Genomic DNA, 15,193 nt, shown 5'->3' on the forward strand with positions numbered 1-15,193 from the left:
GGGGGATTTACAGCTGCAGCAGCGGGCCCGGCCCGCCTGGAGCAATAACATCATGGAATTGGAGGAGTACATGTATGCATATCGAGCTGCTGAATGAATTCAGCGTGGCAATTCATAGAATGATTGGTCAAAGGTTCCTCGGAGATCTGCTGAGGAAATCTGCGCGCAAGGAATTCCACATGACGGGCAAGGAGATGTTGTCCATCCCGCCCGGCTGCCGGGTGCATGCAGCGATAGCCGTCATTGACGCCGGATACTCTTCCCTCCGCTCCGCTGAGACTGAAACGGCCAGGGAGCTTTTATATGAATATCTGGAGAAGGAGTATGAGGGCAGATATGTTTTTCTGAGAACAGAGGAAGGCCTGATTGTCTGTCTCTTCCCCTGGGGGGAGCGGCAGATCTGGCATGGTATTTATGAAAGCGCAACCGTCAAATTCGGTGTTCCGGTCAGCATCGGTACCGGCCAGCCGTGTGCAAGCCTTCTGGATATCCGGGAATCGTATAATCAGGCGCTGCTGACGTTAAGTGAAAAGTTTCGCAAAGGCCGGGGGATCTATGAGTACCAAACGGATACACAGTACAACAAATGTGTGGATTATCCGTATGCTTATGAGAAGCTGGTGGCGGAAGAGGTTACAGGCAATGGGGATAGCGGCGCCCTGCAGGGGATCATTCATTCCTTTTACAACTCGCTCTATGATAAAGGGCCGGTGGAGGTGGAGGCGGTGTATTCGGTAACGATCCGGCTGCTCGTCTCGGTGGAACAGGCGGTGCGCGGGGATAATGATCTGCCGGCACTATTCAATCTGTCGCTCGTGGAGATTACCAATATCGGTATGTTGTCTGAGCTGGAAGAGAGAGTGTGCGGCATCTTGCTGGAGATTCATCAGGCTTACCAGGAGCGGATTCAGCTGGAGGATCACAACAACATCGTGGAGCAATCCATTACATATATGAAAAAGAATGTCGCAAACGTCACTCTGCAGAGCATCGCCGCCGAGGTGTTCGTGACACCGAATTATTTGAGTATGCTGTTCAAAATCCGCACCGGCAAAACCTTCATCGAGACCTTAACCGACCTGCGGATCGAAGAGGCTAAACGGCAGATTACCGAAACCAGCCTGAAAAATATGGAAATCTCCAAATATATCGGCTATCAGGACCCGCGCTATTTCAGCAAGCTGTTCAAGCAAAAGGTGGGTCTGACGCCAAGTGAATACCGTGAGCACAAAGGCGGCCTGCAGCACCGGCGCCTGGGATAGAGGCTTGCTTGCCCCTACCCCGAAGCCCCCGGGCGGCTGTAGTTATTCCCGGACCTGCGGCAGGCCGGAACCGGCTGGACGATTACGTGCTTCTTCGATTTCCTGCTCCCAGCTCAAGTGCTGGAACTCCTTCGCATCCTCACTGCTCCGGAACCAGTCCTCGAAATCACTCCACAGCTCTGTAGTCCACGGTGAATCGATCTGCGCGGTAGTATAAGTGCCGGACCGCAGCCGGACGAAGCCGAAGACATCCCGGATCTGCGATTTCTCCGCTTCAACGACCGTCTGCTCAGCCAGATGCGGCGGAATGAAGATCACGCCATACGGTGTCCCGAAGACAATATCTCCCGGCAGGCAGATCGCATTACCGATGCGGCAGGGCACATTCATGCCGGTCATCACTACATCAGCAATAGCTGTAGGATCGGAGCCCCGGTAATAGACATTGATTTCTTTAATTTTGCTGACCTGTTCATTGTCGCGGATGCCGCCCCAGACGACAGCGCCGCCTCTTTTGGTACGGGTAGCAATCGCAGTTGACAGGTTCCCGCCGACATAAGTCCCTAAGTGTACCTTATCGAACATATCGGCGACCACGACATCATTTTCCCCGAGCACATCAATGACCCACTGGTTGTAAAAGCCTTTACGGCCCTCTTCCGCACCGACAGCAACAAGGGTCTCATGCAGATCCGGACGCGACGGCACCATCACTGCAGTGACTGCACGGCCGATCATGATCTGATCCGGCTGTACGCTTTTGAAGCCCCCTTCGAACTGAAAGCGGTATCCATTATTCCAAAGCGGCATCCACGCCTCTTCAAGTGTAATTCTTCTCATACGTTCCAGAATATCATCGGAAACCTTCGGCCGGCCGTTCTCAAACCGTTCCCCGTCCCATTTTTCTGTCCATTTCATAATATCTTCCTTGCGGTCAAACATGAATATCCATCCTCTCCTGAGCCTGTATTCTCTGATTCCCTTTCATCATACCCACGCTATAAATTCCGGTCTATCAGCGAAATCAATACTGTTTTGGAGCCGATTGTAGATTTGTCCCCCCTGAATCCGGGATGTAGAACAGCCCGTCAATGATATGGGATTAAAAGTTAAAAATGGATGTTTCAAGTCGTAAAATCATCGTACGCCATCATAAGTCTGTCTGCTATTAAGCTACTTTTGCCGGTGCTATATTAGTGGGGAGTACTCGACATATTACTTGAATCGGGGTGTTGTTCTTGAAATGAGGAATCTCTCTCATAGAAAATCAGTCTCCCGCCACATCGCCGGTTATCTGTTTATTTCCCCATGGCTGACCGGGTTTCTGCTGCTGGCGTTATGGCCGATTGTACAATCGCTTTACCTGTCTTTTACGGAATACTCCTTATTGGAGGCTCCTAAATGGATCGGGCTGAGAAACTTCCAGGAGATCTTTCATGACCAGCTGTTCTATAAGTCTTTGAGGGTCACCTTCCTGTTCGTGTTCATTTCCGTACCGCTGAAGCTGGCGTTCTCCTTGATGGTCGCGATCCTGCTCAACCGCAGCATCCGCGGCATTAATCTGTACCGGACCGCCTTCTATTTCCCTTCGCTGATCGGCGGAAGCATTGCGGTGTCGGTGCTGTGGCGGAATATGTTCGGCATGGACGGTTACATCAATCAGATTCTGGCAATGGTCGGCATCCAGGGCATGGGCTGGATCTCCAATCCGGAGACGGCGCTCGGGACGCTGATCCTGCTGAATGTCTGGCAGTTTGGCTCCACGATGGTTATATTCCTGGCCGGACTCAAGCAGATCCCGAAGGAGCTGTATGAATCAGCAGGTGTAGACGGGGCCGGAGTGTTCCGCAGATTCTTCAGTATTACGCTGCCGATGCTGTCACCTGTGCTGTTCTTTAACCTGATTCAAGCGATTATCGGATCATTCCAGATGTTCACCTCGGCATTCATTGTGACTAAGGGCGGACCGGCTAATGCCACTTACACGTATGCGCTGTTCCTCTACGAGAAGGCCTTCAGCCAATTCGAGATGGGCTATGCTTCGGCGCTGGCCTGGATTCTGCTGCTGATCATCGGAATCTTCACCGCCATCAATTTCACGGCATCCAAGTATTGGGTGTTCTATGAAACGGAGGGGAGATGAGGATGGAGATGCGGATGAAACTTAATAACGTATGGATTCATGTCTTTATGATTGCAGCCTCCATACTGATGCTGTATCCCGTCTTCTGGTGGGTCGGGGCGTCGCTGAAATCACCGGGTGAAATGGGGCTGCCCACCATCTGGCCGAAGCAGCTGATCTGGGACAATTATATTGACGGCTGGAATTACTCGGCCAACTACAGCTTTGCAACCTTTTTCAAAAATTCACTGGTAATGGAGTTCTGGAACGTTCTCGGCGCTGTAATCAGCAGCTCACTGGTCGCCTTCGGCTTCGCAAGAATCAAGTTTGCCCTCAGCAAATTCTGGTTTGCGGTGCTGCTGATGACGATGATGCTACCGGCGCAGGTGACAATTATTCCGCAGTACATTCTGTTTAACAACTTTGGTTTTGTAAACAGTTACATTCCGCTGATTATGCCTCATATTCTGGGGGGAGGCGCCTTCTTCATCTTCCTGGTCGTGCAGTTCATCCGGGGGATTCCGAAGGAGCTGGATGAAGCCGCTACGATTGACGGGACGTCGGTCTTCGGCATTTATTACCGGATCATTCTGCCGCTGATCGTTCCTGCCTTAATGAACGTGGCCATCTTCACCTTCATCTGGAGCTGGGATGACTTCCTGGCCCAAGTGCTGTATCTCAATACGATTGATAAATACACGGTAGGCCTTGCACTGCGGATGTTCATCGACCAGTTCGATATCCAGTGGGGGCAGCTGCTGGCGATGTCTTTATTGTCCATCATGCCTTCTGCGCTGATCTTCCTGTTCGCACAGCGGTATTTCGTGGACGGAATCGCAACGACCGGCATCAAAGGTTAAATTAACCGAGGAGATGATCCATGTGAAAATTCAAAAAAGAGCGGTCATTATTTTAGCATCAATGATGGTACTGGGAAGCAGCCTGGCCGGCTGCGGCGGAGCAAACAAAGAAGAGCCCGCTGCTTCCGGCAGCAATAATCAGACCCCTGCTACAGCAAAAGCAAATCTGAGCATCATGTGGTGGGGCTCGCAGGAACGGCATGATGCCACGGTTAAAGCTACAGAGAAATATACCGAGGCACATCCGAATATTACCTTTACCCCGCAATATACAGACTGGGACGGGTACTGGAAGAAGCTGCCGACACTCGCCGCATCCAAGACACTGCCGGATATCCTGCAGATGGATGCCACTTACATTCAGGAATATGCAGCCAGAGGCGTGCTGGAAGACCTGTCTGACATGGATCTCAGCGATGTGATCGACAGCGGGGTGCTGGAGAATTCCAAAATCGGCGGCAAGCTCTACGGTGTACCGCTCAGTTATAACGGCAACGGCTTTGTCTATAACAAGCCTGAGCTGGAGGCTGCAGGTGTTACCCTGCCGGTACAGGACTGGACGTATGACCAGTTTTTCGCTTTCGCTGAAGAAGCGGCGGAGAAGCTGCCGGACGGCAAATACGGAATCGGGGATTACACCAACTACTGGGATACTTATCAGGCCTATCAAATGGCTTACGACAAAGGTCCGGTATTCGTCGACGGGGTAACCTTAAATATCGACAAGGAGCTGTGGTATAAATTCGAGGAGCTGTATGTTGATTTCCGGGCCAGAGGCGTGATCCCGGATGCACAGACTACGTTCTCCATGATTGAGAATGACCCTGCCTCTGACCCGCTGATCTCCGGTCGTGTGATGACGCGCGGGGTTCCGGTCGGTGCGGTGGGAGCGCTGGACAGCGCTGTACCCGGCAAGCTGGAGATTGTGAACAATCCTTCCGGACCTTCCGGCGGCGGCTGGGCGCAGTCCACGATGTATCTGTCGCTTAGCTCGACTTCAAAGAATAAAGCGGCGGCGAAGGAGTTCCTGAAGTGGTTCATCAGCGATCCTGAAGCGGGCACCCTGCTGGGTACTACACGCGGCATTCCGATCAGCAAGGTTATTTTCGAATCGATTAAGGATAATCTGACCCCGGGTGAACTGCTTGGCGTGAAAATGTATGACATGGCTGCTCCGAAAGCGATGCCGTTCTCCCCGGCCCCATCGGGCTGGGCGGATTTTGTGAAAACATACAGTGACACGATGACTGAGGTCATGTTTAATAAGAAGACACTGGATGAAGCCTACGAGATCATCATGAACAAAGGCAAGGAAGTGCAGGACAAAATCTCTTCACAAGGATGATGTAAAGATGCAGGTAGCTGAGGCTTACTTTTATCATGATTACAAATGCGATTTCTGGACGCTGTGCAAGCAGATGGGCATTACGGATGCGGTCATTCCGCTGACTTCATTAACAGAGGGCAATCCGTGGGAATATGACAACATGGTGCGGCTGCAGCAGATGTATGCGGAGGAAGGGCTGCGGGTAACCGTTATTGAGAACATGCCGCCTTCCAATCTGATTAAGCTGGGCCTGCCCGGCCGGGATGAGGAAATCGAATACTTCAAGACGCTGCTCCGCAATATGGGCAAGCTGAAGATTCCGGTGCTGTGCTACAACTTCATGGCCGAATTCAATTGGTTCCGCACTTCAGTCGGTCTTCCGGCCCGCGGCGGTGCGCTGGTCTCCGGCTATGATCATGAAAGTATGCTCGAGGCACCGCTTACTGAGCAGGGGCAGGTCAGTGAGGAGCGGCTGTGGGAGAATCTGAAATATTTCCTGGAGCAGGTAGTGCCGGTAGCGGAAGAGGCTCAGGTGCAGCTGGCGCTGCATCCGGATGATCCGCCAATCTCGCCGATCCGCGGCATTTCCCGGATTCTGACCAGCAGCGCGGCGCTTCAGCGGGCAATCGACCTGGTGCCGAGCCCGTACAGCGGAATTACCCTGTGCCAAGGGACGCTGGCGACCAGCGGGGATGATATTCCGGCGGTGATCCGCCAGTTCGGGGAGCAGGGGAAGATCTTCTTCGTCCATTTCCGCGATGTGGCGGGGACGCCGGAGAAATTCCAGGAGACCTTCCACGACGACGGCAAAACCGATATGTTCGAAGCGATGAAAACCTACTACGAGGTCGGCTTCAAGGGACCCGTCCGGGCAGACCATGTGCCGACGATGGCCGGCGAGAGCAATCAATATCCGGGATACGAGGTGCTTGGACGCCTGTTCGGCAACGGCTATCTGATCGGGCTGATGGAAGCTGCCGGGTATAAACGGTAAATTGCTGGATATAAACGGTAAATTGCCGGATGTAGACGGTAGCTTTAGAGTATAAACGGTAAGTTGCCGGATGTAAACGGTAAGCTGCAGGATATAAACGGTAAGTTTTAGGCTGAAAAGCTATGATCGTAGTATATGTTTGAGCTTGAGCAGCAGCTTAAGACAAACCACAAATAGAGCATGTCTCCATACTGGAGATGTGCTCTGTTTGGTTTGATGTGGATGAGCTTGAAGGGAAGTAATGTGAAGGGAGGTAGTGTGATGGGAAGTGGTGTGATGGGAAGTGGTGTTTAGTGGATGCAGTGTGATGCATAGTGTATCCGGCCGCCGCTAAGCAGTTCATAGGTCCGCGCACCGCCTGCCCGCTGGTAGCAAAGGATAAATTAAGTGGAAAAATGACAACTAATTCTAGAGTAATCTCCGGATTCAGAGAATTAATTGGAAAAACAACACTTAAATCGGCCCGGGAAGCTAAATCGGCGGGATTCGGGCAGGATTAAGTGCTGTAAATCCACTTAATTCCATCCCGGCGGCAGAATCCAGCCCAATAAGTGTCATTTATCCACTTAAACCCTGCCGCCTACCGGCCAACACACCCGCCCCGCCGCAAGCCTGCCGCCTACCGGCCAACACACCCGCCCCGCCGCCAACCCTGCCGCCTACCGCCAACACACCCGCCCGCCGCAAGCCTGCCGCCAAAGTGCTGCAGTACCTGCAGCTCCTTCCCGCACTCAGAAGGTAATCTTCTGCTCTATCATCATCCGGCCGATCTCGAAGATAGCGGCGCATTCCGCGAACATGACCTCGGAGATGACCGACTGGTCGTGCCTGCGGTAGTAATATTTCCCGTCCGTGTAGACATGGTCGTAGATTGGGCTGATATCGAACACCGAGGTCGGGTACAAATCGCCTTCCCCCTTGGCGATGCCGGCAGTGACCGAATGGTGCCCGGAGCCTTCGACGAAGGCGATCCCGAGCGGAAGCCAGAGAATGACCTGGTGGCCGGCGTCCTGTCTCCAGCCGCCGTTAAGTGTACCTTCGCCGATGCGGATCAGGCTGTCCCGTAATTTCCGGGGAATCCAGGGGGAAGGGAAGACCAGATCACGCGACAGGTGGATCGCTTTGCTGTTATCATCTATGGGTTTCATCAGAAAATGAAAGCTTTGCCCGCCCGGAGTAACCTCTGCCCATTCATCAAAGAACAGATTATCCGAGAAGATCCGCTCAAGCTGGTCGATCTCCCCGTGCAGCACAGGTGCCAGCATCAGCTCGCTCTGGATCCGCCGGCCGATCAGCCGGATGAAGTCGATAATGGGATGGGTCTCGGGCTGGAAGTACCCGTAATTAATATCGTAATAGAAACCGAGATTCTCATTGATTAAATCCTTGGCAAAGGCCATGAGATGATCAAAGTCTTGCTTCGTGTTCATGCAGGAACTGCTCCTTCAGTCGTATAATATTTTGCTTATCATAATACGCCCGAAAACAGTCTGTCTGTGATGAATAAAGCAGGTAAAGAATGGTGTGTTCTGGCAGAAATATCAACCCTGTGCGGAGCAGCGGAGAATATGAAATGCCGCGTAAAAAGATGCCCCGGCGGCCAGAAATGTACTGGGTGCCAGGGCATCTTTTATCAAGCAAGGCTTAGGCGCTATGCGCAGCCGTCCGTACCGGGAACATCCGGGTGAACAGGAAGCGGGTCAGCGGACCGACTACCAGCAGCTGCAGCGGCAAGGCGCAAATGAAGTTAAGCCCCAGAACTCTGAAGTAGTTGCGGAAGAAGTTGTCCCCGAATCCGAAGTGTGCTAGTGTGCCATATAGAGACATGAGAATGACCATGCCGCAGACCATGAAGCAAGAAATCGTCAGTACTTTCTGGATGGCAGGTGAGGCAGGCTTTACAATCTTGAAGGCAAGGCCTTTGGCGATTTTACTGACGATAACAATATCGCAGAATAAGGCGACGATCAGCGCCGGAATCAAGCCCTCAGCCACATGCACGACCAGCTTATTATTGAACCCGCTAGAGATAATCACATTATAGAAAGACATAAAGACGACCATGAAAAAACACATAATGCTGGTGAAGATTAAAGCTTCTTTTTTGTTACTGCCCATTTCTCAAACTCCCTTAAAGTTAAGTTTTATAAACTTCACTCATATTAGCAGGGGGCGGAATTATTGTCAACCTAGTTGACAATAATGGAATGAAGATGTTTATTTGCTGTAACTGTATATGTGAATTTGGAGGCTTCTATATGAAAGAGTATATTCAGGATTTGAATTTGATAGATTTACTTAGTGAAAAGCATAAGGTGCTGCGGGACAAGGTCAATCTGCTGAGCGGAGAGCCGCTGAATAAGACAGAGACGCATATTCTGGCGATGCTGGAGCTGCATGAGATGCTGTCTATTTCCGAGCTCAGCCGGATGATCAGCATCTCCCGCCAGGGAACGCAGAAGACGATTAATAATCTGCTTGCCGAGGGTTACGCGGGGACGGCTGCCGTGGAAGGGAATAACCGGGACAAGCATATCGTGCTTACGGAGAAAGGTGCCGCAGCCTGCAGAAGCATGCTGGAGATCAAGCAGGGCATTGAGGCGGAGATTGCGGCCAAGATCGGCAAGGAGCAGGTGGAGAACCTGCGCAGACTGCTCACGGCAGACTGGCTGTAGCAGCCGGATTGTACCTGAGCGCACAGGCCGGTTCATTATCACAGCTTGTTCCGGCATCCGTACCGGATAATTGAAACAGGGTCCCCGGAGGTTTCCGGCGGGCCTGTTTCTGCCTGCTGCAGCGTGCACCGGGCAGGGGCGGCGGACATTTTGCACACGTTAATAATCCTTGAACTTCACAGAATGAAAACGCTATAATTGAGCTTGAGTACTTAGTTGAAGGAGCCAATCTATGAAAAAAGGCAGGATGTTCTATAAGATTTTCATCCCTATACTGGTGCTTGGCATCGGTCTGGTAATCAGCTTCGGCAGCTATATTTATATGACAACCAACCATTCTGTGATTGAGCGGGTCGCTGACGGCAAGCAGCGGCTGATTAATCAGATCAGAAGCACGCTTGAGCAAAAAATTAAGACGATCGAATATGCCTTCAACACGTACAGCACCACCAGCTCGTTCAGTGAGGTCATCAAGAATCCGATTACCGAATCGGATTTCCAGGCTTACCGCGATATTAATACGCAGCTGAATTACATAGCCTCTCTGGGGATGGACGGCGTGGAATACTCCCTCATCAGCCTGGAGCAGGATTGGCAAATCTCGAACGGCCGGCTCTCGTATCTGACCGCCGGGGACCGGGCCGCCCTGTTCGCGGAATATATTGATGATCAGAAGCAGTCGCTCTTCTGGATCAAGACGGATAACGGCATCCGGTTTGTGAATACGCTGCCGGTATTCTCCCAGAATAAGCAGGCCATCGCCTTATCCGATATATCCCTGCTGTCGCTGCGGCGCACCCTGCAGACGGAAGATAATACCCCGGTATTCCTGCTGAACCGGCAGGGAGATATTCTCTACGGGCCTGATGCGGGAGAAGCAGAGCTGCCGACAGCAGCCCAATTAAGCCGCGTTACAGAGGCAGCCGGCAGCGGAGGCCTGACGGGCATAGTGCCGCTTGAGCTGTCCGACCGCCAGAAGGTTAAGGCCATCTACGCCAAATCTTCCTATAACAATTGGATCTATGTAACGCTGCTGGAGCAGAAGGAGGTTTCGGATGCGCTGACGGCCACCCGGTTCGGCCTAATCATGATGATTGTAATCATTACGCTGCTGATTGTAGTTGTGGCTTACGGCACGGCGCTGCATTTCACCAGGCGTATCCAGAAGATCCAGCGGAAGCTGTCTGGGGACGCTCAGCCTGCACCGAAAGATGAGATTGACTGGATTATCAGATCCATAGATACTATTTTGTCGGAGAAAGAGAATCTGGAGGGGCTGCTGGAGCTGGAGATGCCGCAGCTGGAAACCCAGTGTATCCTGAATCTGTTCCGGGGCAGCATGTCGGCCGGAGAGCTGGAGCATAATATGGCCCGGTTCGGCTATTCGTTCGCGGAGGATACGCGTTTCGCCGCCATGCTGATCCAGCTCGACAATTACGGGGAACGGCAGGCGAATGATAAGAATCTGCTGCTCGTCGCCGTGAACAAGCTGGTAGAGGAGCTCCTTCCGGGCTCCCGGAGGATGATTCCGATTCTGCTCAACGATAAGACGCAGGCGACGATCCTGATCTTCGAAGGCGCAAGTGAGCAGGAGAACCGCAAGCAGGTGCTGGAGGATGCCAAGCGGATCATCAGGGCGGTGCGGGAGCTGCTCAAGCTGTCGGTCAGCGTTGGGATCAGCCGGTTCTATACCGACCTGACCGGCAGCAGGGAAGCCTGCGAGATGAGCAAGCAGGCGCTGCACACCCGGCTGAATCTGGGGAAGGAATCCATTATCTTTTATGAGGATATCTCTAACGTGATCTCGGGGCCGGTGCTGCTGCATTACCCGTCAGAGCTGGAATCCCGGTTGTTCGACGCGATCCGGCTGGGCGATGAGGAGCAGGTGTCGCGTTCGCTCTACCCGCTGCTCGGGGAGATGATGAAGCACAGCAAGAACCCGCTCAACTTTGAAGTGACGCTGATCCGCTTCGTGAATAACCTCATTCAGCTGGAACAGCTGATCGGCGTGGAGGTGCTGCTGACCCAGGATCATTCTGCCCTGTACCACCGGCTGCTCGATATCCGCAATCCGGAGGAGATTGAACGGATTCTGGTCAAAGAGGTGATTCAGCCGATGGTGACCAGCATGAAGGAGAAGACGACCCGGCAGTTCCGCGGCCTTGCCGACCAGATAGCGGGCATTGTGCGCACGGAATATGACCAGGATCTGTCGCTGGAGCTGATCGGTGAGCGCCTGCATTACAGTCCTAACTATTTGAGCAGCATTTTCAAGAAGGAATTCGGCATGACCTTCAGTGAATATCTGATGGGCTACCGGCTGGAGACGGCCAAGAAATGGCTGGTGGAGAGCGACATGACGATTAAGGAGATCGGCGAGCGGCTGCAATACCATAATCCGCAGAACTTTATCCGCTCCTTCCGCAAGAAGGAGCATGTAACTCCGGGCGCCTACCGGTCGATGAAGCAGGAGAAATAGCCTGCCGGTACAGCAGGAGCAGCATAACCAGAATAACCAGAATAAACAGAATAACGAGCATAACAGCAAACAGCCAGCCCCATACCCGGGACTGGCTGTTTGCATCATTTTTGGAAACCGTGTTCATTCCGGCGGGTCAGCCTTTGACTGCACCGAGCATGGCCCCTTTAGTGAAATGCTTCTGCACGAACGGATAGGCAACCAGCATCGGCACGGTGGCAACGACGATAACGGCCATCTTAATCGTCTGGGCCGGCGGAATAATATCGACCGAGGCGTTATCGCCCTGCATCCCGCTGGAGACGATAACGATCTGGCGCAGCAGCACCTGAATCGGCCATCTGACCGAGTCGTTGATATACAGGACGGCTGTCATATAAGTGTTCCAGTAGGCTACGCCATAGAACAGGGAGAGGGTGGCGATGGAGGGCAGCGCCAGCGGCAGCATGATTTTGATTAAGACACCGAAGTCATTGGAGCCGTCAATCTTGGCGGATTCCTCCAGCCCCTCCGGCAGCGCCTGGAAGAAGTTGCGCATAATGATCAGATTGAAGGCGTTGATGGCTGAGGGGATGATCATGGACCCGTAGGAGTCGATTAATCCGAACATTTTGACCACGAGAAAGGTAGGAATCATCCCCCCGCTGAACAGCATCGAGAACACCACTACGAAGTTAATGAAATCCCGGCCGGCCAGATATTTGCGGGATAAGCCGTAAGCCATCAGTGCGGTAAGTATCATACTGAATACGGTTCCGGCAACCGTGACCCCGACAGATACGCCGAGGGCTCTGAAGATTGTGGGTGTAGACAGAATAAAGCGGTAAGCGTCTAATGAAAAGGTCGTGGGGAACAGGACGAATTTCTTCTCCACCACCTCTTGTGTAGAAGCAAAGGAGCTGGCAAACACATTGACAAAGGGAAAGAGACAAATCAGGGCGATGAGTGCCAGCAGGGTGGTATTCACAATGGTGAACATTCGTCCGCCCATCGTTTCTTTTTTGAATGATGATGTTGATTGCGCCATGCGGTTATCCTCCTTGTATTCGTATCAATGACACTGTAACAAGGCGGATACATTCCGTATATAATCATTAGCTACGGCTTTGCGGAAGGGCGGAAAACGGCTCACAACCGGAGATGCTCCTTAGCCATGATAGGTATCCCTGCAAGAGATACTGCTCCAGGAAAGCCTGTAGCGGCGCGGGCTGCGGCAAAAGTGTAGGTAATGATTATATACGTAATTCCGGTGCCGTCATAAGCTTGAGGCGTAGAGAAACACGTTCAAGGAGGCCGATCTGGTGAAGGAAGCAAATGTTGCCGCGATGGAGCTTAATCCGGTAGCGGCAAGCAAGAAGCGGAGAAATTACAATCTGCTGAGTCTAAAAAGAAACAAGCTGTTATATCTGATGATCCTGCCGGGGTTCGTGTACTTTGTAATCTTTAAGTACCTGCCGATGGGCGGTCTGATTATCTCATTCCAGGACTATCAGCCTTATATGGGGATCGGGGGCAGCCCGTGGGTCGGATTCAAACATTTCATCCGCCTGTTCACGGAGCCGACCTTCCTTATGCTGCTCAGGAATACGCTGATCCTGTTTGCGCTGAACCTGGTGATCTTTTTCCCGCTGCCGATTATTTTATCGCTGATGCTGAATGAGGTCCGCAATAAAATGTTCAAAAATGTGGTGCAGACGATCATTTATATTCCGCATTTCCTGTCCTGGGTAATCATTGTTTCCATTACTTATGTATTCATGAATGTGGACGGCGGGGTACTTAATGAGGCTATTGCCGCACTCGGCGGCCGGAAGATCAGCTTCCTCACTTCTCCGGAGTGGCTGCGCGCCGTCTATATCGCACAGATCATCTGGAAGGAGCTCGGCTGGTCGACCATTATCTATCTGGCAGCCATCACAGTTGTCGATACCCAGTTATATGAAGCCGCCGAGATGGACGGAGCAGGCAGATTGCGCAAGACCTGGCATGTTACCCTTCCGGCAATCCGTCCGGTTATCATTACGCTGCTCATTCTCAAAATCGGGCATACGCTCGATCTCGGCTTCGAGCATATGTACCTGCTGATTAACTCCCTGAACCGTGAGGTGGGGGAAATCTTCGATACTTATATCTACACTGCAGGTCTGAAGAACGGCCAGCTCAGCTTCAGTACCACCGTCGGTCTATTCAAGGGGCTTGTAGGTCTGATTCTCGTTATGCTGTCGAACAAACTGGCTAAGAAGATGGGCGAAGACGGGGTGTACTAGACTTAGCTGAATCTAATGTCATTTCAAACGGAGGTTATGATGGCGGACAGGATGAGATGGGCGGTGCGGACGGCAGAATCGGTTATGGAACGGACACCGCGGCTGTATGAGGCTAAAGGCTATGAGGGCAAGTGGTCATATGATTACGGGGTTATATTGAAGGGCTTCGAGCTGCTCTGGCGGCAGACGGGCCATCCGGAATATTTCCGCTACATCCGGGAGCAGATGGATTATTTCATCGGGGAAGACGGCAGCATTAGGGGTTACCGGCCCGATGAGTATAACATTGACCATCTCAATAACGGCAAGCTGCTGTTTGCGCTTTACCGGGAGACCGGGCTGGATAAGTACAGGTTAGCCGCCGGGCAGCTGCGGGAGCAGCTGAAGCAGCATCCCCGGACCTCAGAGCTGGCGTTCTGGCATAAGCAAATCTACCCGCAGCAGATCTGGCTGGACGGATTGTACATGGGGGCACCGTTCTATCTCGAATACTTGCTGGCCTTCGAAGCTGGACAGGGCCTTGAGGATGTAACGCGGCAGTTCATCATCTGTGAGCGGCATACGAAGGACCCGCAGACCGGTCTGCTCTATCATGCCTGGGATGAGCAGCGCGCCCAGCCGTGGAGCCATCCGCAGACCGGCCAGTCCCCGAATTTCTGGGGGCGGTCGCTCGGCTGGTATGTGATGGCACTGGCCGATGTGCTGGCTATTCTGCCCGCCGGGCATGAGGATTATGCAGAGCTGGTGAGAATACTGCAGGATACACTGGGCGCCTTGCGGAGATTCCAGGACCCCTCTTCCGGTGTCTGGTACCAGGTGGTCAATGAGAGCGGCCGCAAGGGCAATTATCTGGAGTCCTCGGCTTCCGGCATGATCACCTATGCCATAGCGAAGGGGATCATGCTGGGCGTGCTGGAGGCAGAGGCGGGCTGGCAGGAGACGCTGGACCGGGCCTATGCAGGCTTAATTGCCGAGTTTGTGACGGTAACCGGACGCGGGTGGGTCAATCTGAATAAGACCTGCCAGGTCGCCGGCCTGGGCGGGGAAGACCGCAGAGACGGAACCTACGCGTATTACATCAGTGAGCCGATTATCACGAATGACCAGAAGGGGCTGGGAGCCTTCCTGCTGGCCTGCGGCGAGTATGAGCAGCTGCAGCGCTCACGCGGGCAGCATACTGCGTCTCATTAAGGAATTCTGACTCCCC

Annotated in this window: 13 protein-coding genes; 9 read left to right on the forward strand and 4 right to left on the reverse strand. The window is 52.8% G+C overall.

All coding sequences use genetic code 11. The features are described 5' to 3' along the window. Nucleotides 1–74: 74 nt before the first annotated feature. A complete protein-coding gene (locus tag LOS79_RS30270) occupies nt 75–1,262 on the forward strand; it encodes a helix-turn-helix domain-containing protein (RefSeq protein ID WP_315414609.1) in 1,188 nt (395 codons plus the stop codon). Nucleotides 1,263–1,304: 42 nt separating this feature from the next. Here LOS79_RS30270 and LOS79_RS30275 read toward each other — a convergent pair whose 3' ends face one another. Further along, nucleotides 1,305–2,204: an RraA family protein gene (locus LOS79_RS30275; RefSeq protein ID WP_315414610.1), complete on the reverse strand. Its 900-nt coding sequence runs from the start codon at nt 2,202–2,204 to the stop codon at nt 1,305–1,307. Nucleotides 2,205–2,505: 301 nt separating this feature from the next. Here LOS79_RS30275 and LOS79_RS30280 point away from each other — a divergent pair, with 301 nt between their 5' ends. Genes LOS79_RS30280 through LOS79_RS30295 form a run of 4 tightly spaced genes read left to right on the forward strand, consistent with a single transcriptional unit; the run spans nt 2,506 to nt 6,565 of the window. Continuing rightward, entirely contained in the window at nt 2,506–3,405 is a 900-nt protein-coding gene (locus LOS79_RS30280) for a carbohydrate ABC transporter permease (protein WP_315414612.1), read from the forward strand. 8 nt (nt 3,406–3,413) lie between these two features. After that, nucleotides 3,414–4,244, forward strand: coding sequence for a carbohydrate ABC transporter permease (locus LOS79_RS30285; protein WP_315414614.1), 831 nt, complete (start codon nt 3,414–3,416; stop codon nt 4,242–4,244). A 22-nt stretch (nt 4,245–4,266) separates the two neighbouring features. Next, a complete protein-coding gene (locus LOS79_RS30290; RefSeq protein WP_315414616.1) occupies nt 4,267–5,589 on the forward strand; it encodes an ABC transporter substrate-binding protein in 1,323 nt (440 codons plus the stop codon). Nucleotides 5,590–5,596: 7 nt separating this feature from the next. Then, nucleotides 5,597–6,565: a mannonate dehydratase gene (locus LOS79_RS30295; protein ID WP_315414619.1), complete on the forward strand. Its 969-nt coding sequence runs from the start codon at nt 5,597–5,599 to the stop codon at nt 6,563–6,565. Nucleotides 6,566–7,296: 731 nt separating this feature from the next. Here LOS79_RS30295 and LOS79_RS30300 read toward each other — a convergent pair. Together LOS79_RS30300 and LOS79_RS30305 are read right to left on the reverse strand one after the other, a co-directional pair. Next, complete coding sequence (locus tag LOS79_RS30300; protein ID WP_315414620.1) at nt 7,297–7,995, reverse strand: DUF6710 family protein; 699 nt, start codon at nt 7,993–7,995, stop codon at nt 7,297–7,299. Between the two features lie 214 nt (nt 7,996–8,209). Continuing rightward, nucleotides 8,210–8,683: a DUF2798 domain-containing protein gene (locus LOS79_RS30305; RefSeq protein ID WP_315414621.1), complete on the reverse strand. Its 474-nt coding sequence runs from the start codon at nt 8,681–8,683 to the stop codon at nt 8,210–8,212. Nucleotides 8,684–8,823: 140 nt separating this feature from the next. Between LOS79_RS30305 and LOS79_RS30310 the strand changes: the two genes are divergently transcribed. Further along, nucleotides 8,824–9,240: a MarR family winged helix-turn-helix transcriptional regulator gene (locus LOS79_RS30310; RefSeq protein WP_315414622.1), complete on the forward strand. Its 417-nt coding sequence runs from the start codon at nt 8,824–8,826 to the stop codon at nt 9,238–9,240. A 232-nt stretch (nt 9,241–9,472) separates the two neighbouring features. Then, complete coding sequence (locus LOS79_RS30315; protein WP_315414623.1) at nt 9,473–11,719, forward strand: helix-turn-helix domain-containing protein; 2,247 nt, start codon at nt 9,473–9,475, stop codon at nt 11,717–11,719. Nucleotides 11,720–11,855: 136 nt separating this feature from the next. Here the strand turns inward: LOS79_RS30315 and LOS79_RS30320 are convergent, their stop codons facing one another. Then, complete coding sequence (locus tag LOS79_RS30320) at nt 11,856–12,746, reverse strand: carbohydrate ABC transporter permease (RefSeq protein WP_315414624.1); 891 nt, start codon at nt 12,744–12,746, stop codon at nt 11,856–11,858. A gap of 382 nt (nt 12,747–13,128) precedes the next feature. Here LOS79_RS30320 and LOS79_RS30325 point away from each other — a divergent pair, with 382 nt between their 5' ends. Both LOS79_RS30325 and LOS79_RS30330 read left to right on the forward strand, forming a co-directional pair. Beyond that, nucleotides 13,129–13,986 (forward strand): ABC transporter permease, encoded by an 858-nt coding sequence (locus LOS79_RS30325; protein ID WP_397386823.1) that lies wholly within the window; start codon nt 13,129–13,131, stop codon nt 13,984–13,986. Nucleotides 13,987–14,001: 15 nt separating this feature from the next. Beyond that, entirely contained in the window at nt 14,002–15,177 is a 1,176-nt protein-coding gene (locus tag LOS79_RS30330) for a glycoside hydrolase family 88/105 protein (RefSeq protein ID WP_315414626.1), read from the forward strand. Nucleotides 15,178–15,193: the final 16 nt, after the last annotated feature.

This window comes from Paenibacillus sp. MMS20-IR301 (assembly GCF_032302195.1).
In the GTDB taxonomy this organism is placed as follows: Bacteria; Bacillota; Bacilli; order Paenibacillales; family Paenibacillaceae; genus Paenibacillus_AQ.

Bases quoted from the DNA above. Each gene is read 5' to 3' on its own strand.
- LOS79_RS30270 (WP_315414609.1), top strand. From the start codon at position 75: ATGCATATCGAGCTGCTGAATGAATTCAGCGTGGCAATTCATAGAATG.
- LOS79_RS30275 (WP_315414610.1), bottom strand. From the start codon at position 2,204: ATGTTTGACCGCAAGGAAGATATTATGAAATGGACAGAAAAATGGGAC.
- LOS79_RS30280 (WP_315414612.1), top strand. From the start codon at position 2,506: ATGAGGAATCTCTCTCATAGAAAATCAGTCTCCCGCCACATCGCCGGT.
- LOS79_RS30285 (WP_315414614.1), top strand. From the start codon at position 3,414: ATGCGGATGAAACTTAATAACGTATGGATTCATGTCTTTATGATTGCA.
- LOS79_RS30295 (WP_315414619.1), top strand. From the start codon at position 5,597: ATGCAGGTAGCTGAGGCTTACTTTTATCATGATTACAAATGCGATTTC.
- LOS79_RS30300 (WP_315414620.1), bottom strand. From the start codon at position 7,995: ATGAACACGAAGCAAGACTTTGATCATCTCATGGCCTTTGCCAAGGAT.
- LOS79_RS30305 (WP_315414621.1), bottom strand. From the start codon at position 8,683: ATGGGCAGTAACAAAAAAGAAGCTTTAATCTTCACCAGCATTATGTGT.
- LOS79_RS30310 (WP_315414622.1), top strand. From the start codon at position 8,824: ATGAAAGAGTATATTCAGGATTTGAATTTGATAGATTTACTTAGTGAA.
- LOS79_RS30315 (WP_315414623.1), top strand. From the start codon at position 9,473: ATGAAAAAAGGCAGGATGTTCTATAAGATTTTCATCCCTATACTGGTG.
- LOS79_RS30320 (WP_315414624.1), bottom strand. From the start codon at position 12,746: ATGGCGCAATCAACATCATCATTCAAAAAAGAAACGATGGGCGGACGA.
- LOS79_RS30325 (WP_397386823.1), top strand. From the start codon at position 13,129: ATGATCCTGCCGGGGTTCGTGTACTTTGTAATCTTTAAGTACCTGCCG.
- LOS79_RS30330 (WP_315414626.1), top strand. From the start codon at position 14,002: ATGTCATTTCAAACGGAGGTTATGATGGCGGACAGGATGAGATGGGCG.